Below are 23,619 nucleotides of genomic sequence, written 5' to 3' on the forward strand. Positions count from 1 at the left end.
TACCTCCCGGAGAGCGGTGAGCGACTCGGTGGATTTCTCGAATCAGCGTGGCATGTTCGAAGAGCCCGAACAATACTCCAGTTTATTGTCCGAATGGACCATCCGGCCTATTCGAGATTGCGGAGTTCGCCCTTTCCTCAGTCGTTCTCTGCCGCGGCCCGCTCCGCCGCGCGCTTGCGGCGCTTGCCCTCGTGCATGGCCGCCACCCTGGCCACCGGGATCTCGTGGCCCTCGGCGACCAGGTCGGCCGGAAGTTCCTGGGGCTCCGGCAGCGCCTCGGCCCACGGGTCCCGGTCGCCCAGCAGAGCGGCGGCGTTCTTCAGCGTGAAGTCGTTCGGGTGCACGTCGTCGGCGTCCGCCCAGGCGACCGGGAAGGAGACCGGCGTGCCGGGACGCAGGCGCGGGCTGTACGCGGCGATCACGGTGGCGCCGTGGGCGCGGGTGGAGTCGACGAAGACCTTGTTCTCCCGGTCGGTCTTGATGTACGCGGTCGTCGCGATCGCCGGGTCGAGCCGCGCGGCCCGCGCCGCGATCGCGCGGGTCGCGGCGGCGGCGTCGTCCGGGTTCGTCGTCGTGGTCACCGGGACGATGACGTGCACGCCCTTCGCCCCGCTGGTCTTGAGCGCGCCGCGCAGGCCGAGGTCGGCCAGGGCCTGGTTGACGAGCTTGGCCGCGTCGACCGCGGCGCGGAAGCCGGCCGGGAGCTCGGACTCCGGTGGGTCGAGGTCAAGCACGAGGTGGGTGGGGTGCGGCATCGAGGCGGCCTGGAACAGCGTCACGTGGTACTCGACGGCGCGCTGGTTGGCGAACCAGATCAGCGTGCGGCGGTCGTCGCACAGGGCGTAGGAGATGTTCCGGCGGGACGCCTCGGCCCACAGGTCGAGCGTGCGGATCCAGTCCGGGGTGTACTTCGGGGTGTTCTTCTGCATGAAGGCGGGCTGGCCGGGGCGGACGCGCATCACCGACAGCGGCCGGTCGCGCAGGACCGGCAGGATGCGCTCGCGTACCGCGTCCAGGTAGTCGACCAGGTCGCGCTTGGTCGCGCCCGCGCCGTCGAACAGCTCCTGGTCGAGGTTGGTGAGCGGGACCCCGTCCCGCGACTCGGTGCTCTTGGCCGCCATGCGGGTAGCTCACCCTGTCCGGTCGCGCCGGTCAACCGCGGCCGTGGCCCCTAGGGGTGCGACGGTGGACATTCCCCGATGTGGAACGGTCCGCGGCGGGACAGGGTTCCTGGCATGAACAAGGCTTTCGTGGTCGCGCCGGTGGCGCTGATACTGGGTGTGCTGGGGATGAAGTTCGGGTGGGCGCCCAACGACGATCTGGACTGGGACGTCGCGCTGCCGCTGTGGACCGCGGCGCACGTCGCGTACGTCGTGGGTTACCTGGCGCTCGGCGCGGTCCTGTTGACCGTGTGGGTGTGGGCGAGGGACGCGGCCAGGTCGGCCGGCGAGCGGGTGGGGGTGCACGTCACGGGCGCGGTCGGCGCGGTGGGGCTGGTGGCGGTGCTCGGACAGATGGTGATCGATTTGCTGGTCGGGTTCGAGGCCGGGAGCCGGGCGGAGATGTCGGCGATCTCCGACCGGTACCACGACCTGCCCGGGTTCGACGCGTTCTTCTACGGGCTGGTGCCGGCACTGAGCCTGGCCGGGCTGTCGGTGCTGGTCCTGTGGCTGGCGGCGCGCGGGCGGGTCGACTGGTGGCCGGCGCTGCTGTTCCTCGCCGGCACGGTCGGCATCGGGACGCAGGGCACCGCGCTGATAGTCGCCGGCGGGGTCGCGGTCGGGGTCGCGCTGTACGTGGTCGGGCGGGCGCGTCCCGGGGTTCTGTCGGTGCCGGCGGCTAGGGTTGGCGTGCGGTGAGCCGGTTCGGGAGGAGTGGTGCGTGGGCGCGCGGTGGACGGTGGCCCGGGTGCTCGGGCTCGCGCCGGACGCCGGGTCCGCGCGCGCGGCCCGCGCGCTCGCCCGCCCGGGGACGTGGTCGGACCTGGGCAGTACCGAATCACTCGTTTGGGGGAAGTGCCAGGGCAGCGCGCGGGAGCCCTACCAGGTCACCGTCGACCTGAACGAGCCGGCGTTCCGGTGCACGTGTCCGAGCCGGAAGTTCCCCTGCAAGCACGGGCTCGCGTTGCTCCTGCTGTGGGCGGCGGGCGGCGGCGCCGTCGCCGACCTGGACACCACGGCGGACTTCGCGGCCGACTGGGCGCGGGGGCGGCAGACCCGGCGCGAGCCGAGCGGCGAGCCGGATCCGGAGGCGCGGGCGCGGCGGGTCGCCGAGCGGGAGAGTCTGATGTCGGCCGGGCTCGACGAGTTCGAGCGGTGGCTGTTCGACCTGGTCCGGCAGGGTCTCGCGGGGGTGCGGGCGCAGCCGGCGCGGTACTGGGAGACCGCGGCGGCGCGGCTGGTCGACGCGCAGCTGCCGGGGCTCGCGGAGCGGGTGCGGTCGATGGGCGCCGCCGTGCACGCGCGGGACGACTGGGCGCCGTACCTGCTCACGCAGCTGGGGCGGTGGTATCTGGCGGTGCGGGCGTGGCGTGGCCGCGCGACGCTGCCGGCGGCGACGATGGGCGACCTGCGCGCGGTACTCGGCTGGTCGCGCCGGTCGGAGGAGGTGCTGGCCGGGGAGCGGCTGCGGGACCGGTGGTGGGTGCTTGGCCTGCGCCAGGACGAGGACGAGCGGCTGCTGTCCCAGCGGACGTGGCTGTACGGCGAGGAGTCCGGCGAGACGGTGGTGCTGCTGGACTTCGCGGCGGCCGGCAACGCGCTGCGGGTGCCGCACGTGCTTGGCTCGGTGCTCGACGGGGAGCTGGCGCTGTACCCGGGGTCGCCGCCGCGGCGGGTGCTGCTGGCCGGGGAGCCGTCGACCGGCACCGGTGACGGGTTGCCGGTGACGGACACGATCGAGCGCGCGCTGGACCTGGCGGCGACCTGGCAGGCCGGGAACCCGTGGCTGAGCCGGATCCCGATGTCCCTCGGCGCGGTCACGGTGGTGCCCGGCGACGACGGTGACGTGCTCGTGGACCGGGACGGCACGGCGCTGCGGCTCGCGGCGGAGGCCGACGTGTGGTCGCTGCTCGCGCTGTCCGGCGGCCACCCGGTCGACGTGTTCGGCGAGTGGATCGACCGGCGGCTGTACCCGTGCAGCGTGGCCGTGGACGGGCGGCTGGTGTCGCTGTGACCGTGAGCGTAGCGACGGAGCGTCCGCCGGCTGGACTGACGAGCAGCGCAGCCGCGAGGAACGAACGGCGAGCAGCGCAGCGAACCATGACCACCGTGAGCGTAGCGACGGAGCGTCCGCCGGCTGGACTGACGAGCAGCGCAGCCGCGAGGAACGAACGGCGAGCAGCGCAGGAGGGAAGCCGGCGGGTAGCGGAGGAGCGCAGCGAACCATGACTCAGTGGGAAAGGCTGCTCAGTACGGCCGTCGTCGGGACCGGGCGGCGGAACGTGCCGGCGGACGTGCTCGGCGGGCTGGCCGAGGTGGACGCCGACGGGCCGGAGGAGACCGTGCTCGCGGCGGCGGCCGTGCTCGGGGCGTACCGGCGGGCCGGGTGGACACCGTCGCGGTGGCGCGAACCGCTGCCCGAACCGTCCGGAGTGGACGAGCGGCCGGTGTGCTCGGACGCGGCGGCGCAGGTGCTGGAGCTGTTGCTGAGCCGCGACATCCGGGTCGACGGCGGGAACGAGCTGCTCGTCGCGCACTGGTTGCGCACCTGCGCGGGTGCGGACCGCCGGCCGCCCGCGCACCTGCTCGTCGAGCTGCTGCGGCTCGCCACGACCACCACCGCGCTCCGCGAGGACGTGCGGACCGTCACCGGGCCCCGGGGCGCCTGGCTCGCCCGGCACAACCCGCGCTGGGCGTGGGCCGCGCCGGTGGACACCGCCGACGCCGCCGCCCGGTTCGCCACCGGCACCCGCACCGAGCGGCTGTCGATCCTGATCGCCGTGCGGCGCGCCGACCCCGCCGCCGGGCGCCGGCTGGTCGAGGACACCTGGGACACCGAGCAGGCGGCCACCCGCGCCGGATTGGTGGACGCGCTCGCGGTCGGGCTGTCCGACGCGGACGAGCCGTTCCTGGAGTCCAGTCTGGACGACCGGGCGGCGACGGTACGGGCGGCCGCGGCGGCGTTGCTGGACCGGCTGCCGCACTCCCGGCGGGCCGCGCGGATGGCCGAGCGGGTCCGGGACCTGACGCCGCCGGACGAACTGGACGCCGCCGCCCGCCGGGACGGGATCTCCGACCAGCGCGAGCACGGGCACGGCCGCCGGGAGTCCTGGCTGATCCAGCTGCTCGGCGCGGCCCCGCTCGGCGACGTCCCGACCGACCTCGCCTCGGCCGGCTCGGCCCTGCTCGTCGGCTGGACCAGGGCCGCGCTGCGGCAGCGGAACGAGGACTGGCTGGCCGCCCTGGCGCGGGTGCGGCCGACGCCCGAGCTGCTCGGCGCGCTCCCGCCGGAGAAGGCGACCGCGATCGTGGCTGTGGAGTCCACTGTGGATGCCCGGTTCGCCGGTCTGCTCGCCGCCTGTCCCGGCCCGTGGCCCGCGAAGTTCTCCCGCGACGTCGTGGGGCGGCTGCGGAAGGCGCGGACCGAGGGCGCGCTCACCCTCGCGTTCGGCGCGCTCGCCGAGCACCTGCACCACAGCGCGCTCCCGGCCGTCGAGGACTGGATCGAGGCCACCCCGATCGACAAACGCGCCCGCCGCCGCACCCTGCGCGGCCTCGCCCACGCCCTGACCATTCGCAGCACGATCGAGCAGGAGTTCTGACCATGGCAGTGCTACGCGCCCATGCCGAGGACGAGCACGCCGAGGAGCTGGCCGCCCTCGCGAAGGCCGACGACCGGCCGCGCCCGCCGAACTGGCGGCTGTCCCCCTGGGCCGTCGTCACCTACGTCCTGGGCGGGGAGGCACCGGACGGCACGCCGATCACCCCGAAGTACCTCGGGTCGCGCCGGCTGGTCGAGGTCGCGGTCGCCACGCTGGCCACCGACCGGGCACTGCTGCTGCTCGGCGTCCCCGGCACCGCGAAGACCTGGCTGTCCGAGCACCTCGCCGCCGCGATCTCCGGTGACTCGACCCAACTCGTGCAGGGCACCTCCGGCACCGCCGAGGAGTCCATCCGGTACGGCTGGAACTACGCCCGGCTGCTGTCCGAGGGCCCGTCGCGGAACGCGCTGGTCGCGTCGCCGGTGTTCCGGGCCATGGCCTCCGGCGGGATCGCGCGGGTCGAGGAGCTGACCCGCATCCCGTCGGACGTGCAGGACGCGCTGATCACCGTGCTGAGCGAGAAGACGCTGCCGATCCCCGAACTCGACGACGAGGTGCAGGCGCTCACCGGGTTCAACGTGATCGCCACCGCCAACGACCGCGACCGGGGCGTCAACGACCTGTCCGCGGCGCTCAAGCGCCGGTTCAACGTCGTGGTGCTGCCGCTGCCCGACGACGTCGAGTCGGAGGTGGAGATCGTGCGGCTGCGGGTCGGCCAGCTCGGCGAGGCGCTGCGGCTGCCGGCGGAGCTGGAGGTTGTGGACGAGATCAGGCGGGTGGTCACGGTGTTCCGCGAGCTGCGCGACGGGGTCACCGCCGACGGCCGCACGAAGATCAAGTCGCCGTCGGGCACCCTGTCCACCGCGGAGGCGATCTCGGTGATGACCAGCGGGATCGCCCTCGCCGCGCACTTCGGCGACGGCGTGGTGCGGGCCGCCGACATCGCCGCCGGCCTGTACGGGGCGGTGGTGAAGGACCCGGTCGCCGACCGGCTGGTGTGGCAGGAGTACCTGGAGGCCGTGGTGCGGGAACGCAGGCCGTGGACCGACCTCTACCGCGCCTGCCGAGAGTTCCTGTGACCGTTCACGTTCTGGGGATCCGGCACCACGGGCCGGGGTCGGCGCGGGCGGTCGCCGGCGCGCTCGACGAGCTGGACCCGGCTCTCGTGCTGATCGAGGGGCCGCCCGAGCTGGACGCGGTGGCGCCGCTGGCCGCCGAGGCCGGCATGCGCCCGCCGGTCGCCGGGCTGGTGTACGCGGTGGACGACCCGGCGACGGCGGCGTTCTACCCGATGGCGGTGTTCTCCCCCGAATGGGTGGCGCTGCGCTGGGCGCTGGAACGCGGCCGGGACGTGCGGTTCCTCGACCTGCCGGCCACGAACGCGTTCGCGCTCGACGAGGAGGACCGCGACCGGTTCGACCCGATCGCCACGCTCGCCGAGGCCGCCGGCTACGACGACCCGGAGCGCTGGTGGGAGGACGCGATCGAGCTGCGCTACCACGGCACCGACGTGTTCGCCGCGGTGGCGGAGGCCATGCGCACGCTGCGCGAGGGGCAGGACACCGACATCGTCACCCGTCGCCGGGAGGCCGCGATGCGCCGGGTCATGCGCAAGGCGTTGCGGACCGCGACCGGGCCGGTGGCGGTCGTGTGCGGGGCCTGGCACGCGCCCGTGCTGGAACCGCACACGTTCCCCACGATCGCCGAGGACACCGCGCTGCTGAAGGGGCTGCGCACGACGAAGGTCACCGCGACCTGGGTGCCGTGGACGTCCGGGCGGCTGGCGCGGACCAGCGGCTACGGCGCCGGCATCTCCTCCCCCGGCTGGTACCACCACCTGTTCACCGCGCCGGACGAGGTCATCCCGCGCTGGCTGGTGCGGGTGGCCCGGCTGCTGCGCGACGAGCAGCACGACGTGTCCTCGGCGTCGGTGATCGAGGCGGTGCGGCTCGCGCACGCGCTCGCGGGCCTGCGCGACCGTCCGCTGCCCGGGCTGACCGAGGTGATGGAGTCGGCGCAGGCGGTGTTGTCCGGGGGATCGCCGGTGCCGATGGGGCTGGTCGCGCGCCGGCTGCTGGTCGGCGACGTGCTCGGCCGAGTGCCGCCGGACACGCCGATGGTGCCGCTCGCCCGCGACCTGGCCGCCACCCGCAAGCGGTTGCGGATGCGGCAGAGCGCGGCCGAGCAGACCCTCGACCTCGACCTGCGCGCCGAGACGGGCCGGGGGCGGTCGACGCTGCTGCACCGGCTGCTGCTGCTGGACGTGCCGTGGGGGCGGCCCGCGGACACCGGCCGCACCCGCGGCACGTTCCGCGAGTCGTGGGTGCTGGAGTGGCGCCCTGAGCTGGAGGTGGCGCTGATCGAGGCGAGCGTGCACGGCACCACGATCCCGGCGGCCGCGGCGTCGGTGGTGGCCCACCGGGCCGCCGAGGCGGACGTCGGCGTGCTGGCGTCGCTGGTGGAGACCACGCTGACCGCCGACCTGCCGGCCGCGTTGACCTCGGTGCTCGACGCGCTGGCGGAGCGGGCCGCGCGCCAGCACGACACCACCCGGCTGATGGCGGCGGTGGAGCCGATGGCCAGGGTGCGCCGCTACGGCGATGTCCGGGGGGCCGACACCGAGCTGGTGCAGCGGGTGCTCGCCGGGGTGGTGACGCGGGTGGCGGTCGGGTTGCCGGCGGCGTGCGCGGCGCTGGACGACGACGCGGCCGCCGAGGTGCGGGAGCTGGTCGACGGGGTGCAGCGCGGGGTGGCGTTGCTGGACCAGCCGGAGCTGCGCGCGGAGTGGCAGCGAGCGCTGCGGGCGGTGGCCGAGCAGCCGGGCGTGCACGGGCTGGTGTCCGGGCGCGCCACCCGGCTGCTGCTGGACGCCGCCCTGATCGACGTGGACGAGGCGGGGCGGCGCCTGTCGCTGCGCCTGTCCCCGGCGGCCGACGCGGTGGCCGCCGCGGCCTGGCTGGACGGGTTCCTGTCCGGGGAGGCGGCGCTGCTGATCCACGAGCCGGAGCTTCTTGCGGTCGTCGACCGGTGGGCGTCCGAGGTGGACGCCGGGGTGTTCGACCGGCTGCTTCCGTTGCTGCGCAGGACGTTCTCCGCGTTCGCGCCGGCCGAGCGGCGGATCATCGGCGACCGTCTCAGCCGGGGTGCCGCCGCTCGTTCCGAAGTGGACGAGGAGCTGGACCACGAGCGGGCGGCGCGGGTCCTCCCCCGCGTCCTCGACATCCTCGGGAGCCCACGATGAACGACGACCGGCTACGGCGCTGGCGGCTGATCCTCGGCGGCGAGGACGCGGAGGGCACCGGCATCGACCTGTCCGGAGTGGACGAGAAGCGGGACAAGGCGTTGGACGCGCTGTACGGCGACCAGGACCGCAAGGGCGGCCTCGGCGGCTCGTCGCCGAGGGTGGCGCGCTGGCTCGGCGACATCCGAGGGTACTTCCCCGCGTCGGTGGTCCAGGTGATGCAGCGCGACGCGATGGACCGGCTGGGCCTGCGGCGGCTGCTGCTCGAACCGGAGCTGCTCGAGTCGGTGCAGCCCGACGTGCACCTGGTGGGCACGCTGATCAGCCTCAACCAGGCCATCCCGGAGCGCTCCCGCGAGACCGCGCGGGCCGTCGTGCGCAAGGTCGTCGACGAGCTGGAGCAGCGCCTGGCCCAGCCCACCCGCCAGGCGGTCAGCGGCGCCCTGCACCGGGCCGGGCGCACCAGCCGCCCACGTGCCGGCGACATCGACTGGCACCGCACGATCCTGGCGAACCTGCGGCACTACCAGCCAGAGCACCGCACGGTGATCCCCGAGCGGCTGGTCGGCTACGGCAGGCGGCTGCCGCAGGTGAGCCGGGAGATCGTGCTGTGCCTGGACCAGAGCGGCTCGATGGCGTCGTCGGTGGTGTACGCGAGCGTGTTCGGCGCGGTGCTGGCGTCGGTGCGGTCGCTGCGCACCCAGGTGATCGCGTTCGACACCGCCGTCGCCGACCTGACCGAAGCCGTGTCCGACCCGGTGGAGCTGCTGTTCGGCGTCCAGCTCGGCGGCGGCACCGACATCAACGCCGCCCTCGCCTACTGCCAGACGAAGATCGAGAACCCGCGCGACACGATCGTCGTGCTCATCTCCGACCTGTACGAGGGCGGCGACGAGGACGAGATGCTGCGCCGCGCCCAGGCCATCGTCGCCGGTGGCGCCCAGGTCGTCTGCCTACTCGCCCTCTCCGACGACGGCGCGCCGGCCTTCGACCACGACAACGCCGCCGCCCTCGCCGCGCTGGGCGTCCCGACCTTCGCCTGCACGCCAGACCGGTTCCCCGACCTCATCGCCGCCGCCATCCAGCGCGACGACCTCACCACCTGGGCCAACAACAACGACATCCAGCTCGCCGCGCCCACGGTGGACGGCTGAGGACCACCCGTGTTCAGCGGGTCACGGCGTGTGCCGGCACCGGCGCGGGCAGGGCGGGCAACGCGAAGAGGTCGACGAACCGCTCGAACACCGCCGGGTCGCCGGTGATCGACGTCTGGTCGCTGGCGAGTGCGGCCGCGGCGGAGACCTCGCGGGTCAACAGGTCCCGGAACAGCGGACCCGGGTTGATCACCACGTCGGCACCGGGCAGCGGCCCACGACCCACGACCAGGCGACCGCGGTCCACCTCGCCGTGGATGACCACCTCGGCCACCCGGAGCTCGAAGCTCAGCTGGACGTCGAGCGCGACGTGCTCCTGGAACGTCGCCTGCAGCGCCACCATCATCGAGTCCTCGGTGACGACGTCCTCCGGGCGAGGCATGGCCAGGGTGGCCGCGCCCCACCTGCCGAGCGCCAGCAGCACGTCCTCGAGTACCCGGCCGTACGCCGTCAGCTCGTAGCGCTGTCCCCCGTTCGGGTCGGTGGACTCGGCCGGACGGATGACACCGCTGTAGTCCAGCTCCTTGAGTCGCATGGCGAGCAGCCTGGACGGGATGCGGGGCAGGCCGCTGTGCAGTTCGGCCGCCGACTTCGGATCGACCAGCAGGTCGCGAAGGATCAGCAGGCCCCAGCGCTCACCGATCATCTCGCTGGCGCGCGACAGCCCGCAGTACTGGCCGTAGGTCGTTCGGGCCATGCTCTGCAGCTCGGACACGACCGAGTCGAGCCGGGAGGGGTCGGACCCATTCGTGGTGAGCTGGAACTCGTCGCCGGAGATCGTGACTACGTCCCGATCCATGACCACCTTCCACCCGGACTCAGTCATTCCGTGGTCCAATCTCTAGGACGTGGGCGGCGCTCTGGGCAGCGCGGTCGTCGTGCCGGTGTCCATGGTCGGACCCGAGCCGTTCACGACGCATCTCCTCGTTTGCGATGGGCCGGCTACGCCTGCTCAGGACCTCGACCGCCACAGCCGCAAGCAGATAGTGAGCCATTCGAACCATTCCGATCGGAATATGGCAAATGTGTGGCAGAATCGGAGATGCACGAAGCGTGGTTTCGTGCGGGGGCGCGCCACGACAACTGTTGGCGACGGAGCCATTACGGATAGGTGTGGCGGCTGCGTTCGCCTCAAAGGGGGATGTGGTTGACTCTCCGCTTATTGGGACCGCTCGAACTGTCGCACGGCGGTGAGGCACTCGACCTCGGCGGCACCCGGCAACGGGTGGTGCTGGCGATGCTCGCCCTCAACGCCAACCGGGTGGTTCCGATCGAACAGCTCATCGACGCCGTCTGGGACACCTCGCCGCCCACGACGGCGCGCGCGCAGATCCAGATCTGCATCTCGGCACTGCGCCGGGTGGTCGGCAACACCGGCGGGACCATGGCCATCCACACCCGCGCACCGGGCTACCTGCTCGAGGTCGCCGACACCGACCTGGACACCGCGCAGTTCGCCGGCCTGGTCGCCTCCGCGCGAGCGCACGTCAACGCCGACCGGCTCTCCGAGGCGGTCGCCACCCTGCGCAGCGCGCTGGGACTGTGGCGGGGTCCGGCGCTGGGCGGCCTGCACAGCGAGCGGCTCCGGCGCGAGGCCGCCCAACTGGCGGACGCGCGACTCTCGGCCATCATGGAGCGCATCCGGCTCGACCTCGCGCTGGGTCGGCACGACGAGGTGATCGGCGAGCTCACGGCCCTGGTGGACGAGCACCCGCTGCGCGAGCGGCTCTACGAGTTCCTCATGCTCGCCCTGTACCGGTCGGGCCGGCAGGCCGAGGCGCTCGAACTGTGCCGGCGGGCCCGCGCCACGCTCGTCGAGGAGCTCGGCATCGAACTCGGCCAGAGCGTGCGGCGGCTGGAGACCGCGATCCTCAACCGCGACCCCGAGCTCGACATCCCGTCGGCGCCGGTGAACCACGGTGTGAGCCACGGCCCGAGCTCGACCGCGCCCGCGGAGCCCTCGGTGGTGCCGCGCAGGCTGCCGGCGACCATCGCCGACTTCACCGGCCGGCAGGCGCAGCTCGACGAGATCAAGCGGGCGCTGTCCGACGACGAGGAGACGGGCAGCCGGTACGGCACGCGCATCGTGGCCGTGTCCGGCAAGGGCGGGGTCGGCAAGTCCACCCTCGCGCTGCGGGCCGCCCACGAGCTGCGCGACGTCTACCCGGACGGCCACCTCTACGGCGACCTCGGCTCCCCCGACGGTGAGGACCGGGTGCGGCCCGTCCTCACCCGGTTCCTGCGGGCGCTCGGCGTCGAGGGCTCGGCGTTGCCCGACGACGTGGAGGAGCGGATCGACCTGTACCGCAGCCGTACGGCGGGCAAGAAGGTGCTCGTCGTGCTGGACGGGGCGAGCAGCGAGGAACAGATCCTGCCGCTGCTGCCGGGCGGACCCGGGTGCGCGGTGATCGCGACCAGCCGGGCCCCGCTGTCCGGACTGCCCGGTGCCCACCTGCAGGACGTCGGCGTGTTCGACGTCGACCGGTCGCTGGAGCTGCTCGCCAAGATCATCGGCCCGACGCGGTTGGCGGCCGAGCAGGACGCCGCGGCCGAGCTGGTCACCCTCTGCGGCGGGCTTCCGCTGGCGATCCGGATCGCGGGCGCCCGACTGGCGTCACGACCGCACTGGCGGCTCGACGTGCTGGTCGCGCGGCTGCGCAACTCCGTCCGTCGCCTCGACGAGCTGTCCTACCGCGGCCTGGTCCTGCGATCCAACATCGGCCTGAGCTACCAGTCCCTCTCCCCCGTCGCGCGCAGCCTGTTCCGGCGGTTCGCGCTGATCACGACGCCCGACTTCCCCGCGTGGACCGCCGCGCCCCTGCTCGACATCGACCCGTTCGACGCCTACGAGGTGGTGGAGAGCCTGGTCGAGGCCCAGCTCCTGGACACCGTGCAGTACCCGGGCGAGCACCTGCGCTACCGGTTCCACGACCTGATCCGGGTTTACGCGACCGAGCAGCTGCGGGAGGAGCCCGAGGAGGACCGCGCCGGCGCGGTCACCCGGCTGCTCGGTGCCTGGCTGGCCAGGGCCGAGCACGCGCATCGCAAGGAGTACGGCGGCGACTACACCACCCTGCACGGGACCGCGGCCCGGTGGGAGCGCGCGGCCGAGCTGGAGGAGATCGACGAGATCGGCGACCAGATCGAGTGGCTCGAGTCCGAGCGCCGGTCGCTGGTGTCGGCGGTCCACCTGGCCGCCGACTACGGGATGGCGGAGGCGTGCTGGGACCTCGCGCTCAGCTCGGTGACCCTGTTCGAGGTGAAGAGCTACTTCGACGACTGGCGCGAGACCGCCGAGCGGGCGCTCGCCACGACCGAGGCCGCGGGCAACCGGCGAGGCCGCGCCGCTATGCTGTACTCGCTCGGCACGATGTACCTGTTCCACACCCGGCCCGTCGACGCCGAGCGGTGCCTTTCCGCCGCGCTGGAGATCTTCGAGGAGGAGGGCGACGACCACGGGTACGCACTCGTGCTGCGCAACGCGGCGACGGCCGACCGGATGCGCAACCGGGCCGCGGAGATGCGTGCCAAGTACGAGGCCGCCCTGGAGCGGATGCGCCGTGTCGGCGACCTGGTCGGCGAGGCGCACATTCTGCAGAGCCTGGCCAAGGTGTCGATCGACGAGGGGGATGCCGACCGCGCGCGGGGGCTGCTGGACACCGCGTTGGAGCGCTTCCAGCGGGTCGGGTACCTGCGGGGCGAGGCGCAGGCGCTGAACCGGTTCGCCGAGCTGCACCTGATGACCAACGAGGTCGAGCAGGCGCACACGGCGCTGAACCGGGTGCTGTTGATCGTTCGGGACATCGGCGACCGGATCGGCGAGGCGCACGCGCTGTGCCGCCTGGGCGTGGTCCGTCAACGCACCGGGCGGTTGGACAACGCCGAGACCACGCTGCAGCACGCGTTGTCCATCGCCGAGCAGGTCGGCCAGCGGGTCGTCGCTGGCATGGCCCACCACTCCCTCGGTACGATCGCCCTGGCCCGTGGCCACCTCGCCGCGGGCGCGAACCACGTCGATGCCGCCTACGCGTTGTTCACCGAGCTCGACTCGACGATCTGGCGGGCCAAGTCGCTGATCCTCCGGTCGGACATCCACCAGGCCAGGGGCGAGGAGCAACTCGCCGCGCGCGATCTCGAGCAGGCCATCACCCTGCTCGGCAAAGTGCATTCCGTCGAGGCGACAAGGTTGCGTGAGGAACTGGAGCGCACCTACGGGAGCGCCATCTTTCGCTGAGCGCGACCCGCGGCGGCAGAGCGATCTCCCCGATTGACTGCCCTGCCGCCGAACCGCACCTATCCGACAATCGTCAGTTCGCCATGCGGCACGGAACCGGCGCGTTCCAGTCACAGTCGGCCGCGGCGGTACCGGTCGTCACGAACAGCGCGGTCAGGCCGAGGAACAGGGCGGCGGTGGACACGGCGATCTTGCGAATGGCAGACATGGCAATGCCTCCGAGGCTGTTGTTTGGATTTCGTTTCGGCGGGTGTTCCGCTCGAGAACGACTCAACAGGGGCTCGCCTTTGGTTGACATTCGGTCGCTTTAAGAATCGCTATCGTCCGTCGATAGTGATCAAATAAGGCCTCTATAGCGCACTCCGCGAGATTGACGGTCATGGCTCGCGCACGTGTAGAGAGGCAAGTCCGATGACCGACAAGGTGTTCCTGCTCCGCGCCCCCGAGGTGTGGCAGGCGTTGGCGGCCATCGACCCGGTCGCGGTACTGGCCGAGGAACTGATCGGGCGGACCATCACCCGAGCCGAGCCGGCGCGTCGCGGACCAGGCCGGCTGGTCCCGTGGTCCGGGCCAGGCTGCGACGAGGCCGCCGAGCTGGTGGCACTCGACCACCCGTCCGGCACGGCGTTGCGCGTCCTTCCCGCGACGAGCCTGCGCGTGGCCCAGTCCGCGACCCTGGCCGCGCTGGCCGCACGAGAGTTGCTGGTCCCGGGCGGCGTCACGGTCGCCATGCTGGGGGTCACCGGACCGGTCCAGGAACAGCTGGCCGTGATCACCCGGCACGTCCCGGACATCAGCCACGTGGCGCTGTGGGTGGGCGGCGGCCCCGAGGCCCACCCCGGCGCCGAGCTCCTCGACCACCTCGACCTGAGCGGCATCGGCCACTCCGTCGCCCCGTCCGCGGCCGACGCGATGTTCGGGGCCAACCTGGTGGTCGCGGGCGGAGACGGCACCTGCCAGCCGGACCTCGACGAGGTGAGCTTCAAACGCCTCGCCCGGGGAACCGTGCTGGTCAACGCGACCGGCCTCGATCTCCCGCTGGACGGGGAGGTCGACCAGGTCTACGTCGACGACCTCGACCTGCTGTCGTCCGTCCCCGCCCGGCGCGTCGCGGACACCTCCTACACCGAGGTCACCGCCGAGGTCACCGCCGAGGTCACCGCCGAGGTCACCGTCGCGGGCGACCTCGGCCAGCTGCTGACCGGACGGGAGGCCGACCGGCGCCGGACGAACGACATCGTGCTGGTGGAGCTGCTCGGCGTCGAGGAGCTGAACGTCGAGCTCGCGTACCGCATCTGCCAGGCCGCACAGCAGCGCGGGCTGGGTGTCCAGATCCTGACCGACGAGGAGTGAGCGGAATGGCGAGTGGGGCACGGCGGACCAACGGCACCGCACCGCGCTGCGAGAGCCGGCGACACGACGAGGCCGGTCCCGCGCCGGTCGTACCGGGACTGCGGATCTGCGCGGACTGCCGCGACCGGATCGAGGACGAGCTGGTCGCCCTGCCCGCGCTGTTCGAGATGTGCGCGTACATGCTCGACCCCAGGCCGCACCACCTGATGCGCGAGCGGGTGAGCGGTCACCGACCGCGCGGCATCGCGCTGCGGGAGGCCGTGGTCACCGTGCGGACCGAGATCTTCGGTGTGCTGGCCTCCTGGTGCAGCCTGGTGAGCAACGAGCGCGAGGTGCCCGGGCCGGACGAGTTGGCCGTCCGCAAGCTCGCCAGCTTCCTCGCCATCCACCTGCACTGGTTGTGCGCGCACCCGGCGGCGCCGGACCTGGTGGACGAGCTGACCGACCTGGCCAACGCGGTCAGCGAGGCACTGCGACCGAACGCCGGGTTCCGGGTGGCCGTCGGCGAGTGCCTGCACCCGGGCTGCGACCGGACCGTGCACGCCGAGGCCCATCGCGAGGGCGGGGAGCCCTACGAGGTCAGCTGCGAGGCCGGGCACGTGTGGGCACCGGAGCACTGGCTGTCGCTCTGGGCGCAGCAGAACAGGTCGCGGAACGGCGAGAAGGACGCGAGCAAGCGGGCACCGGAGGGCGCGGAATGAGGTCACCGACCGGTGTGCGGCGCACCGTTCCGACCCAGCTCGCCGCGCTGGCGGCCGGGGTGAGCGAGGCGACCGTCCGGAAGTGGGCCAGCCGGGGCAAGCTCACCCGCTACGGCCGGCCGGGTCGAGCGGAGTACGACCTGGACGAGCTTCTCCGACTGGTGGTCGACCGGGCGGCGAGCGGCCGAGAAAACTGACGTCCGACAAAAACCGACGACCGCGGACCACATAGCCGGACGGTCCGAAAAATTGTATTACGGGTGCGCCCCGGGTGATTCCCCACCTGGGGCGCTGATTATTGTATCCGTCCGCTGAACACCTTCTCGCGGCCGACTTGACAATGACTCGGTAACCTGTCACGCTTTTCTTGGGCTTCGCATGCCCTCTTTCTTGCAGAACTCGAAGCGTATAACACATGTGCCCATCCGCCGGTTCGGCGGGTGGGCATTCGTCGTGCGTGCTGAAACGAGAGGGAGTTGTCTCCGATGCGAGTAGAGATCAAGGTTCTCGGTCCGCTGGAGGTTTCCGTGGGGGGAGAGTCCATCGTTCCGACCGCCAGCAAGCCGAGCCAGCTGCTGGCGATGTTCGCGCTCAACGCCGGTCGCGTCGTCTCCACGACCGCCCTGACCGAGGAGATCTGGGAGTACAAGCCGCCCCGCAGCGGGGTGCCGACCCTGCACACCTACATCCTGAAGTTACGCCGGAAGTTACAACACGCGCTGGCCGGGGAGGGGTCGATCGACTCCAAGGACATCCTGATCACCCGGCGTTCCGGGTACCTGCTGAACGTGGCACCGGAAAGCGTCGACGCGTTCCGGTACGAGCAACTGTCGGCGACCGGACGCGACGCGGTGAACGCGGGAGACCACGAAACCGCCTCCCGCGCGCTGGGCGAGGCACTGCGGCTGTGGCGGGGACCGGCCCTCGCCGACGTGCCCACCGGGCCACAGCTCGCGATCGAGGCGATGCGGCTGGAGGAGACCCGGCTCGGCGACCTGCACCTGCGGATCGAGGCGGACCTGCGGCTGGGCCGGCACCACCAACTACTCGGCGAGCTGGCCATGCTGTGCGCGCGGCACCCGCTGCTGGAGAACTTCTGCACCCAGCACATGGTCGCCCTGTACCGGTCCGGCCGGCAGAGCCAGGCGCTGGAGGCGTACCGACGGCTGCGCACGGCGATGGTCGAGCAGCTGGGGGTGGAGCCGTCCGCCCGAGTGCGGCAGGTGCACCACGCGGTCCTCACCGGGCACGCGGTGATGGACGACTCGAACTTCGTGTTCACCAGTTGACGTGACGAGCAGGACAACTCGTTACCCGGGTACCCAGGGAACGGGCCGCCGGACTCAGCCGACCTCGCCGAGTCCCGGCCGGCCGGTCCCGTCCCCCGCCAGCCGGACACCGGCCCGGCGCGCCGCGACGAGTGCCGCCCACGAGACCAGTTCGACCAGCGCGGCGTCCGCCGGGCGGTCCCGCCGGTAGGCCGCGACGACATCGTCCTCGACCTGGTAGGACGCCTTGGCCACGAGCAGCGCGAGTCGCGCGGCCGGTCGGTCCTGGCTCGGCACCGAGGACACCGGACCGTCCAGCCAGGCACGGGACATCCCGGGCGGCTCGCCGTCCCAGTCGGCCAGCTCGGCCACGACCAGGTCGCGGACGGAAGCCGGGACCGCCGAGTCGATGCCTGTGTCGATGGCCGTGTCGACTGCCGAGGCCGCCCGGGCGAACGCGGCGGCGAGGTGCTCCTCCCCCGCCGCCCAGGCGAGGTCCGCCGGCAGCGGTGCCGCCGGGAGCAGCGTCGCCGACGCCGACGCCTCGCCGCCGCGCAACGCCGGCGCCCGCATGACGCGGCCGACGAACCGGCCCGCCCGTTCCCGCGCCGCCGCCGGCACGCCGGGCGGCAGCGGCGAGTCGCCGAGGAAGACGTTCACCACCCGGTTGAGGTAGTGGAAGGTGACGGCGACCGCGATCAGCTCGGCCGCGTCCCGGTCGGGGAACGGCCGTGGCGCGGTGAGCACCCGGCCCGCGCGCCCCACGCTGTCGGTCGTCGTGCCGGCCCGGGACCCACCGCCGCTCGCCCACTCGGTGACCGCGGCGGTGGCGTGCTCCACCGGAAGCGTGCCAAGCACCGCCGAGTGCACCTCGACGCAGTACGGGCAGGAGTTGGCCCGCGACACCCCGGTCGCCACGGCCTCCTTGACCGCCCGGCGCACCGGTGTGGTGGTCACGAGGGCCTCGCGCAGCATCGACCACGCGGCGGCCAGCACCGCCGGCGACGGAGAGTGCAGCGCGACCGGCGGGGCCAGCATGCCGAAGTCGCGTTCGACCTGGCGGTAGACGGCGGCCGTCAGACCCGTGGCCCGTCGAGGGGGCACCGGGCGCACGTGCCGCACCTGGTTCAGCGACGACCGCAGTGCCGTGCGGACCAGCCACCCGGCCATCCGTCCTCCTCGATCCGCGATGAATCACTCGATCCCCGCGGGATCGGATGGGCGGGCGTCAGGCAACCGACTCCGTCGCCGGGCCGCTCGCGGCGGCCGTCGGCAGTGGGGCGCCATAGGTCACGTCGACCCCGCGGTCGCGCGCGGCGCGCACGATGCCGGGGATCGCCCGCTCGGCCAGCGCCGCGATGGTGAGCGCCGGGTTCACGGTCAGCGCACTCGGCACGGCGGAGCCGTCGGTGACGAAGATGCCCGGATGGCCGCGCAGTTCGTGCCGGTCGTCGAGCGCGGAGGTGGCCGGGTCGTCGCCGATCCGGCAGGAGGACAGCGGGTGCACGGTGTACGCGCCGACCACGTCGTTGGTCCACGGCTCGACGGTGGCCAGGCCGTCCTTCTCCAGGATCTTCTTGACCTCGGCATCGGCCTCGGCCCACCCGCGCAGGGTGTTCGGCGTCGGGTCGTAGCGCAGCGAGCCGCGGCCGAGCATCTGCTGGGAGATCCGGTAGGCGTTGCCCGTCGGCGGGGGCGGCCCGAAGACGCCTTCGTTGTCGTCCTCGGTCATCAGGAAGATCGTGAGCCACGACTTCCACCGCTTGAGGATCTCCTTCTTCTCCTTGCCGAACCAGGCCGGGCCGGTGGCGCCCGGCGCCTGGGCGAGGATGGTGCCGAGACCGGGCGGGAAGTACAGCTGCTCCATGGAGAACCGGGAGTACTCCGGCCGCGAGCCGTCCAGGAAGTCCCAGCACGCCGCCACCGGACCCTTGCCGATCTGGTTGGCCTCGTAGGCCGCGCCGTTCGGCCGGCGCAGTCCCAGTACGTCGCGGACGCGGTCCTCGTTGATGATCGCGGTGTTGAGGCGCTCGCCGTTGCCGGAGAAGTAGCGGCCGACGGCGTGCGGCATCGCGCCGAGGGTCTCCTCCGAGCGCTGCAGGATCACCGGGGTGGCGGCCGTGCCGGCGGCCAGCACGACGATCGAGGCGTCGATGGTGCCGCTGCCCGTGGTGATGCGGTAGTCCTCGTCGTGGATGAGGTTGTAGTGCACCCGGTAGCCGCCGTCGTCGGTGCGGGAGATCTGCTGCACCTCGTGCAGGGGGCGGATGCGGGCACCGTGGGCGATGGCCGCCGGCAGGTAGTTGAGCAGCAGCGACCGCTTGGCGTCGAACCGGCAGCCGGCCATCATCCAGTTGCAGTTGGTGCACTTCGCCTTGTCGATGCCGACCGGGACGGGGTTGGCCGATCGACCCGAGTGGTGGCACGCCGCCGCCCACAGCCCACCGCTGTAGGTGACGTCGTCCCAGTCCTGCTGGCTGACCGGCATCACCTCGGACACCCGGTCGTACCACGGGTCGAGGGTGTCGCGGTCGATCGCGGCCGGCCACATGCGCCGGCCGATCGAGCCCTGCTTGTCGAAGACGAACCGGGGGGCGCGCGGCAGCGCGGCGAAGTACACGACGCTGCCGCCGCCGACGCAGTTTCCGCCGAGGACGCTCATCCCGTCACCGGCGACGAAGTCGAAAACCCTTGTGTAGGACGAACCAAGGAGGTAGTCGTGGTCGAAGTCCTTGCCCTCCAGCCAGGGACCACGCTCCAGCACGGTGACCTTCGCCCCGCCCGCGGCCAGGTGGTAGGCGGCGATCGACCCACCGAAGCCACTGCCGACGACGAGTACGTCGGTCTTCTCCACGGCGCTCATTCCGGGCTCCCCGAGTCGGTCGTACGTGGATGCCGTTTGGCGAGCTTCTCGCCGTAGCTGTACTCCGGGAACCGCCACAGGCCGTCGGCGTCCGGCTTGGCGAAGCCCATCGCGAGCAGGCCCGGGTGGCCGTCGGCAAGAGCCTCGGCGGTGTTGCGGTGCGCCGCGCTGTCGTAGGCCATGTTGGAGAACAGGGCGAGCAGCACCCAACCGTCCTTCTCCGGATGCCCGGGCGCGGTCAGCTCGGCGACCAGTGCGGCGCGGTGCTCGTAGGTCAGCGCGACGAACGACGGCACGTCGTCGTCCAATTCGACACCCTCGCGGTCGGCGTAGGTCCGCGCGTGCGTGTTGAGCGCCGTGGCCAGGTGGGGCAGCCCCTCGGTCACCCCGGTGGCCGGAGTGTTCAGCAGTTCCAGGGCACCCGCCTCGACGGCACCGGGGTCGTCGCACACTCCGGCGATGGCGCGGTCGTCCGGGGACCGTTTCACTCCGGGGACGATCGTGTCGGCGAACGCCTCGAGTGTCGCCGTCCGGTCGGAGTCCGAACCTGGTTCCACAGTGGTCCTCCTCGTATGCCGCGAATGAAGCCGCGTACTGACCGGCGTGCCAGACCTCCGCGCTGACCTGCTTCATTCTGCCGACCCGCTTCGTCCGATCACATCTTCTTCATTGCCATCCCTCGCCCGCGCCGAGAGCCGTCGGCATGCGGCTGTGGCGTTCCTGAAGCGGTTCTCGACCGGTGTTGGGCCGGTGCTTGCGCCGCTGTCGAGACCGGTTGCCCAGGACTGCCCACAAACCTACCTTCGAATTGATTCCTCTAATCCAGTGAGCGGTGCCAACAATGGACGACGTATCCAGAGACGCGGTTACTCGCGTCATTCGCGCGATGTCGGAAAATCTTGGCGAGCGAATAACCATTGACGACATGGCGCGAACCGCGATGTTCAGCAAGTTCCATTTTTCCCGTATCTTCCTGCGGGTCACCGGGATATCCCCAGGACGTTTTCTGTCCGCACTCCGCCTGCAGGAGGCCAAACGGCTGCTGCTGACGACGTCCACGACGGTGGCCGACATCAGCCACACCGTGGGCTACAACAGCATCGGCACGTTCAGCTCGCGGTTCCGGAGCAGTGTCGGCGTCTCGCCGACGGAATACCGCCAGTTGGGCGGGTTCCCCCCGCCGCTGCCCGAGGTGGCAACGCCCGGCCCGGGCCGGGGCCACATTCACGGAAGGGTCTGGACGCCCCCGTCCTGCCGCCCGCAGCGGATCGTGATCGGCGTGTTCGCCGACCGGGTCGCCCAGGGCTGCCCGGTACGCCACGTCACGGTCGACGGCGCCGGCGCGTTCACCATCGACGGCGTGCCGGACGGAACCTGGCACGTCCTCGCGCACACCGCCGACCTGACCGACCCGATCCCGCTGTCCTATGTCGCCGCGCTCGGCCCGCTCGACATCCGGCACGACGTTCCGGTTCGCACCACGGACCTGTGGCTGCGACCGCGGAGCCTGTTCGACCCGCCCGTACTGCTCGCGCAACTCGACGAGCCGATGTGGGTCAGGGGAACGTGGGCTCCCGGCAGGACTGAGGACGCCGTCCTGCCGGGAGCCTGACCAACGACGACGGCACCTCCCGGGCGGGCCCGGGAGGTGCCGTCGCTTCTCGACGTCAGTTCGCCTTTCGCACGGTCATCGGCAGCTCGCCGCGCATCCGCAGGGACAGCATCGGCTCGGCGACCACGTCGTGGCCGGGGACCTTCGTCAGCCGCAGCTCCCTGGACAGCAACGCCAGCACGAAGGTCGCCTCCATCAGCCCGAGGTGGTTGCCGACGCAGAACCGCGGCCCGGCACCGAACGGAAGGAAGGCGTAGCGCGGCCGTGCCGAGGGCCGGTCCGGGTCGAACCGGTCCGGGTCGAACTCGTCCGGCCGGTCCCAGAACGACGGGTGCCGGTGCAACGTGTACGGGCAGATCAGGACGTCCGCGCCGGCCGGGACCCGGTAGCCGCCGACCGTGTCCTCGGCGAGCGCTCGCCGGGTGAGGATCCACACCGGCGGGAACAGCCGCATCGACTCCTGCAGCACCATCGTGTGGAAGCGAAGCCTGCTCAGGTCGGCGTAGGTGGGCAACCGGTCGCCGAGCACCTCGAGGGCCTCCTCGTGCAGCCGCCGGCCGGTCTCCGGATGCTCGTCGATCAGGTGCATCGTCCAGCCGATCGAGCTCGCCGTCGTCTCGTGCCCGGCCAGCAGCAGCGTGATGAGCTCGTCGCGCATCCGCGTCGCGGCGACCCCCGGGTCCCGTTCCAGGCTCGTCGAGTGGATCAGCCGGGTCAGCACGTCGTCCCCGTCCGGGCGCGGCTCGGCGAGCCGGTCGGCGACCAGTTTGTCCACGATCCGCTGCAGGTCCGCCCTGGCCCGCCGGAAACGGCGCTGGCCGGACAGCGGCAGCCACCGTGGTACCAGGCCCATGGTCTCCATCTCGAACATGGCCTGGTCCTGCACCGCCTCGAAGCTGTGCCCGATCGAGTCGAACTCGCCGAGGTCCGCGTCGAGCAGGGTGCGGCCGAGCACGCCCAGGGTGAAGCCGGTGAGCTCGGTCAGCAGGTCGACCGGCACGCCGCCGGCGCCCGCCCGCAGCCGGCCGACCAGCCGCTCGGCCTCCTCGGCGACGACGTCCGCCAGGCCGGTGATCCGCTTGTTCTGGAACACCGGCTGGATCGTGCGCCGTTGCTTGCGCCACAGCTCCCCGGAGCTGGTGAGCAGCCCGTCGCCGAGGGCACGCTTGGCCTCCTGGTAGCCGATCCCCTTGTCGTAGTTCGCGGCGTTGTCGGCCAGCACGTGCTTGGCGGTGTCGGGGTGGTTGAAGAAGTACAGCGTCTTCGGCCCGATGCCGACCCGCACGGCGTCGCCGTACTCGGCCGCGGCGGTCGACATCAGCGTCAGCCGGTCGTTCTTCAGCTGTCGCAGCAGTTTCAGGGTCGCGCTGCGCGGCGGGCCGGGCGGCACCCGGATCGCTCCGGATGCCGCCCGCACGCTGTCGACCGGGTCGTCGACCGCGGTCATGCCGCCCGCACCTCCGACCTGCCAGCCGGCGTCCCGCCCGTCGGCAACGTCGTGACCTCCGCGCTCGGGCGCTGCTGCGCCTTCGCCTTCTCGACGAAGTGCAGCGACCAGAGGAACACCCCGCGGATCAGGCACACCGCCGCCGTGGCGAAGAACAGGCCGTAGGCGATGTGGGCCACCATGAAGAACCCGTACGCCACCGCGACGCCCGCGCCGAAGAGGAACTGGGCGCCCGGTTTGGAGGGCGTGGTACCGGGGTCGGTCACCATGTAGTTGGTGTAGAGGATGAACGCGACGCCGGTCATCATCCCGAGCGCGGCCGGGATCGAGACGCCGAACAGCAGCCCGCGGACCACGGCCTGTAGCACGAAGAACGACAGCCAGCCGAAGATCAGCCACATGCGGCCGGTGAGCTTGGCGTTGAGCATCGTGCCCGAGACGATGATGACCGCGACGATCAGCCAGCCGACCCAGTGGTCGACCTTCTCCGTGAAGTGGTACGGCGGCGCGATGCTCGCCCAGGACGGGAACAGCACCAGGATCATCGCGATGCCGAAGTTCGACGGGTTCATGTAGTGCCGCAGCTTGCCCTTGACCGGCGCGCGCAGCACCCACTTCGCGCTCACCGCGATGAACACGCCGAGCATCATCACCCAGATGCGGTCGTTGACGTAGGTCAGCATGTTCAGCGCGAGGCCGGTGATGTGGGCCGGGAACAGGAACTCCATCAGGCCGCGGGCGCCGTTGCCCGCATACCTCGGGTCCCGGCGCTCGGCACGGGAACCCACCCACTCCAGCACCAGCTCGGTCGTGTAGGCGGTCGCCAGCGCGACGAACGGCCAGATCCACGGCTGCTCGAAACCGAGGAACAGGTAGCCGACGATGTTGAAGACCGTGATCGAGATCGCGAACCTGCGTAACGCGATGATGACCTTCGGGTTGTGCCGCGGCGGCGCCTTCGGCTCTGTCGATTCAGCCACCTTG

At 72.0% G+C, this 23,619-nt stretch carries 20 protein-coding genes; 12 read left to right on the plus strand and 8 right to left on the minus strand.

Annotated elements, in window-relative coordinates; genetic code table 11:
• Positions 1-137 precede the first annotated feature (137 nt).
• A complete protein-coding gene (locus tag JT362_RS11540; protein WP_260191118.1) occupies positions 138-1,121 on the minus strand; it encodes a DNA polymerase domain-containing protein in 984 nt (327 codons plus the stop codon).
• A gap of 114 nt (positions 1,122-1,235) precedes the next feature.
• On the opposite strand from JT362_RS11540, the gene JT362_RS11545 reads away from it, so the two are divergent.
• From JT362_RS11545 to JT362_RS11570, 6 genes are all read left to right on the plus strand, one after another.
• Positions 1,236-1,859 (plus strand): hypothetical protein, encoded by a 624-nt coding sequence (locus tag JT362_RS11545; protein WP_260191119.1) that lies wholly within the window; start codon positions 1,236-1,238, stop codon positions 1,857-1,859.
• A gap of 22 nt (positions 1,860-1,881) precedes the next feature.
• Complete coding sequence (locus JT362_RS11550) at positions 1,882-3,174, plus strand: SWIM zinc finger family protein (protein ID WP_260191120.1); 1,293 nt, start codon at positions 1,882-1,884, stop codon at positions 3,172-3,174.
• Between the two features lie 211 nt (positions 3,175-3,385).
• On the plus strand, positions 3,386-4,762 hold the full coding sequence (locus JT362_RS11555) for a DUF5691 domain-containing protein (protein WP_260191121.1): 1,377 nt from the start codon (positions 3,386-3,388) through the stop codon (positions 4,760-4,762).
• Between the two features lie 2 nt (positions 4,763-4,764).
• Complete coding sequence (locus tag JT362_RS11560; protein ID WP_260191122.1) at positions 4,765-5,841, plus strand: ATP-binding protein; 1,077 nt, start codon at positions 4,765-4,767, stop codon at positions 5,839-5,841.
• Positions 5,838-8,003, plus strand: a complete 2,166-nt coding sequence (locus tag JT362_RS11565; protein ID WP_260191123.1) for a DUF5682 family protein — start codon at positions 5,838-5,840, stop codon at positions 8,001-8,003. Before JT362_RS11560 ends, JT362_RS11565 begins: the two co-directional genes overlap by 4 nt.
• Positions 8,000-9,157 (plus strand): VWA domain-containing protein, encoded by a 1,158-nt coding sequence (locus JT362_RS11570; protein ID WP_260191124.1) that lies wholly within the window; start codon positions 8,000-8,002, stop codon positions 9,155-9,157. Before JT362_RS11565 ends, JT362_RS11570 begins: the two co-directional genes overlap by 4 nt.
• Before the next feature lie 13 nt (positions 9,158-9,170).
• Here JT362_RS11570 and JT362_RS11575 read toward each other — a convergent pair whose 3' ends face one another.
• On the minus strand, positions 9,171-9,956 hold the full coding sequence (locus tag JT362_RS11575; protein ID WP_260191125.1) for a winged helix-turn-helix transcriptional regulator: 786 nt from the start codon (positions 9,954-9,956) through the stop codon (positions 9,171-9,173).
• Positions 9,957-10,319: 363 nt separating this feature from the next.
• Between JT362_RS11575 and JT362_RS11580 the strand changes: the two genes are divergently transcribed.
• Complete coding sequence (locus JT362_RS11580) at positions 10,320-13,391, plus strand: AfsR/SARP family transcriptional regulator (protein WP_260191126.1); 3,072 nt, start codon at positions 10,320-10,322, stop codon at positions 13,389-13,391.
• Positions 13,392-13,464: 73 nt separating this feature from the next.
• Here JT362_RS11580 and JT362_RS11585 read toward each other — a convergent pair whose 3' ends face one another.
• On the minus strand, positions 13,465-13,599 hold the full coding sequence (locus JT362_RS11585) for a hypothetical protein (RefSeq protein ID WP_260191127.1): 135 nt from the start codon (positions 13,597-13,599) through the stop codon (positions 13,465-13,467).
• Positions 13,600-13,802: 203 nt separating this feature from the next.
• Here JT362_RS11585 and JT362_RS11590 point away from each other — a divergent pair, with 203 nt between their 5' ends.
• The 4 genes from JT362_RS11590 to JT362_RS11605 all read left to right on the plus strand — a co-directional run bounded on the left by JT362_RS11590 (position 13,803) and on the right by JT362_RS11605 (position 16,734).
• Positions 13,803-14,744 (plus strand): hypothetical protein, encoded by a 942-nt coding sequence (locus tag JT362_RS11590; RefSeq protein WP_260191128.1) that lies wholly within the window; start codon positions 13,803-13,805, stop codon positions 14,742-14,744.
• Positions 14,745-14,749: 5 nt separating this feature from the next.
• Positions 14,750-15,445 (plus strand): hypothetical protein, encoded by a 696-nt coding sequence (locus tag JT362_RS11595; RefSeq protein ID WP_260191129.1) that lies wholly within the window; start codon positions 14,750-14,752, stop codon positions 15,443-15,445.
• Positions 15,442-15,642: a hypothetical protein gene (locus JT362_RS11600; protein WP_260191130.1), complete on the plus strand. Its 201-nt coding sequence runs from the start codon at positions 15,442-15,444 to the stop codon at positions 15,640-15,642. The genes JT362_RS11595 and JT362_RS11600 overlap by 4 nt, the downstream gene beginning before the upstream one ends.
• Before the next feature lie 330 nt (positions 15,643-15,972).
• On the plus strand, positions 15,973-16,734 hold the full coding sequence (locus JT362_RS11605; protein ID WP_260191131.1) for an AfsR/SARP family transcriptional regulator: 762 nt from the start codon (positions 15,973-15,975) through the stop codon (positions 16,732-16,734).
• A 54-nt stretch (positions 16,735-16,788) separates the two neighbouring features.
• On the opposite strand, the gene JT362_RS11610 is transcribed toward JT362_RS11605, so the two are convergent.
• The 3 genes from JT362_RS11610 to JT362_RS11620 are packed head-to-tail and all read right to left on the minus strand — an operon-like array spanning position 16,789 to position 20,133.
• The gene (locus tag JT362_RS11610; protein WP_260191132.1) at positions 16,789-17,883 is read right to left on the minus strand and encodes a carboxymuconolactone decarboxylase family protein; all 1,095 of its coding nucleotides are present in this window, start codon (positions 17,881-17,883) and stop codon (positions 16,789-16,791) included.
• Positions 17,884-17,941: 58 nt separating this feature from the next.
• The gene (locus JT362_RS11615; RefSeq protein WP_260191133.1) at positions 17,942-19,576 is read right to left on the minus strand and encodes an FAD-dependent oxidoreductase; all 1,635 of its coding nucleotides are present in this window, start codon (positions 19,574-19,576) and stop codon (positions 17,942-17,944) included.
• On the minus strand, positions 19,573-20,133 hold the full coding sequence (locus JT362_RS11620) for a DUF5987 family protein (protein WP_260191134.1): 561 nt from the start codon (positions 20,131-20,133) through the stop codon (positions 19,573-19,575). The genes JT362_RS11615 and JT362_RS11620 overlap by 4 nt, the downstream gene beginning before the upstream one ends.
• A 284-nt stretch (positions 20,134-20,417) precedes the next feature.
• Between JT362_RS11620 and JT362_RS11625 the strand changes: the two genes are divergently transcribed.
• Positions 20,418-21,188, plus strand: coding sequence for a helix-turn-helix domain-containing protein (locus JT362_RS11625; RefSeq protein ID WP_260191135.1), 771 nt, complete (start codon positions 20,418-20,420; stop codon positions 21,186-21,188).
• A gap of 55 nt (positions 21,189-21,243) precedes the next feature.
• Here the strand turns inward: JT362_RS11625 and JT362_RS11630 are convergent, their stop codons facing one another.
• Together JT362_RS11630 and JT362_RS11635 are read right to left on the minus strand one after the other, a co-directional pair.
• Complete coding sequence (locus JT362_RS11630) at positions 21,244-22,635, minus strand: cytochrome P450 (RefSeq protein ID WP_260191136.1); 1,392 nt, start codon at positions 22,633-22,635, stop codon at positions 21,244-21,246.
• Positions 22,632-23,615 (minus strand): RnfABCDGE type electron transport complex subunit D, encoded by a 984-nt coding sequence (locus JT362_RS11635; protein WP_260191137.1) that lies wholly within the window; start codon positions 23,613-23,615, stop codon positions 22,632-22,634. Before JT362_RS11635 ends, JT362_RS11630 begins: the two co-directional genes overlap by 4 nt.
• Positions 23,616-23,619: the final 4 nt, after the last annotated feature.

The sequence above is a fragment of the Actinophytocola gossypii genome (genome assembly GCF_025165815.1).
GTDB classification, from domain to species: domain Bacteria; phylum Actinomycetota; class Actinomycetes; order Mycobacteriales; family Pseudonocardiaceae; genus Actinophytocola; species Actinophytocola gossypii.

Excerpts from the sequence above, each read along its gene's own strand:
- JT362_RS11540 (WP_260191118.1), bottom strand. The coding sequence starts at position 1,121 with ATGGCGGCCAAGAGCACCGAGTCGCGGGACGGGGTCCCGCTCACCAAC.
- JT362_RS11545 (WP_260191119.1), top strand. The coding sequence starts at position 1,236 with ATGAACAAGGCTTTCGTGGTCGCGCCGGTGGCGCTGATACTGGGTGTG.
- JT362_RS11555 (WP_260191121.1), top strand. The coding sequence starts at position 3,386 with ATGACTCAGTGGGAAAGGCTGCTCAGTACGGCCGTCGTCGGGACCGGG.
- JT362_RS11560 (WP_260191122.1), top strand. The coding sequence starts at position 4,765 with ATGGCAGTGCTACGCGCCCATGCCGAGGACGAGCACGCCGAGGAGCTG.
- JT362_RS11570 (WP_260191124.1), top strand. The coding sequence starts at position 8,000 with ATGAACGACGACCGGCTACGGCGCTGGCGGCTGATCCTCGGCGGCGAG.
- JT362_RS11575 (WP_260191125.1), bottom strand. The coding sequence starts at position 9,956 with ATGGATCGGGACGTAGTCACGATCTCCGGCGACGAGTTCCAGCTCACC.
- JT362_RS11585 (WP_260191127.1), bottom strand. The coding sequence starts at position 13,599 with ATGTCTGCCATTCGCAAGATCGCCGTGTCCACCGCCGCCCTGTTCCTC.
- JT362_RS11590 (WP_260191128.1), top strand. The coding sequence starts at position 13,803 with ATGACCGACAAGGTGTTCCTGCTCCGCGCCCCCGAGGTGTGGCAGGCG.
- JT362_RS11595 (WP_260191129.1), top strand. The coding sequence starts at position 14,750 with ATGGCGAGTGGGGCACGGCGGACCAACGGCACCGCACCGCGCTGCGAG.
- JT362_RS11600 (WP_260191130.1), top strand. The coding sequence starts at position 15,442 with ATGAGGTCACCGACCGGTGTGCGGCGCACCGTTCCGACCCAGCTCGCC.
- JT362_RS11610 (WP_260191132.1), bottom strand. The coding sequence starts at position 17,883 with ATGGCCGGGTGGCTGGTCCGCACGGCACTGCGGTCGTCGCTGAACCAG.
- JT362_RS11615 (WP_260191133.1), bottom strand. The coding sequence starts at position 19,576 with ATGAGCGCCGTGGAGAAGACCGACGTACTCGTCGTCGGCAGTGGCTTC.
- JT362_RS11625 (WP_260191135.1), top strand. The coding sequence starts at position 20,418 with ATGGACGACGTATCCAGAGACGCGGTTACTCGCGTCATTCGCGCGATG.
- JT362_RS11630 (WP_260191136.1), bottom strand. The coding sequence starts at position 22,635 with ATGACCGCGGTCGACGACCCGGTCGACAGCGTGCGGGCGGCATCCGGA.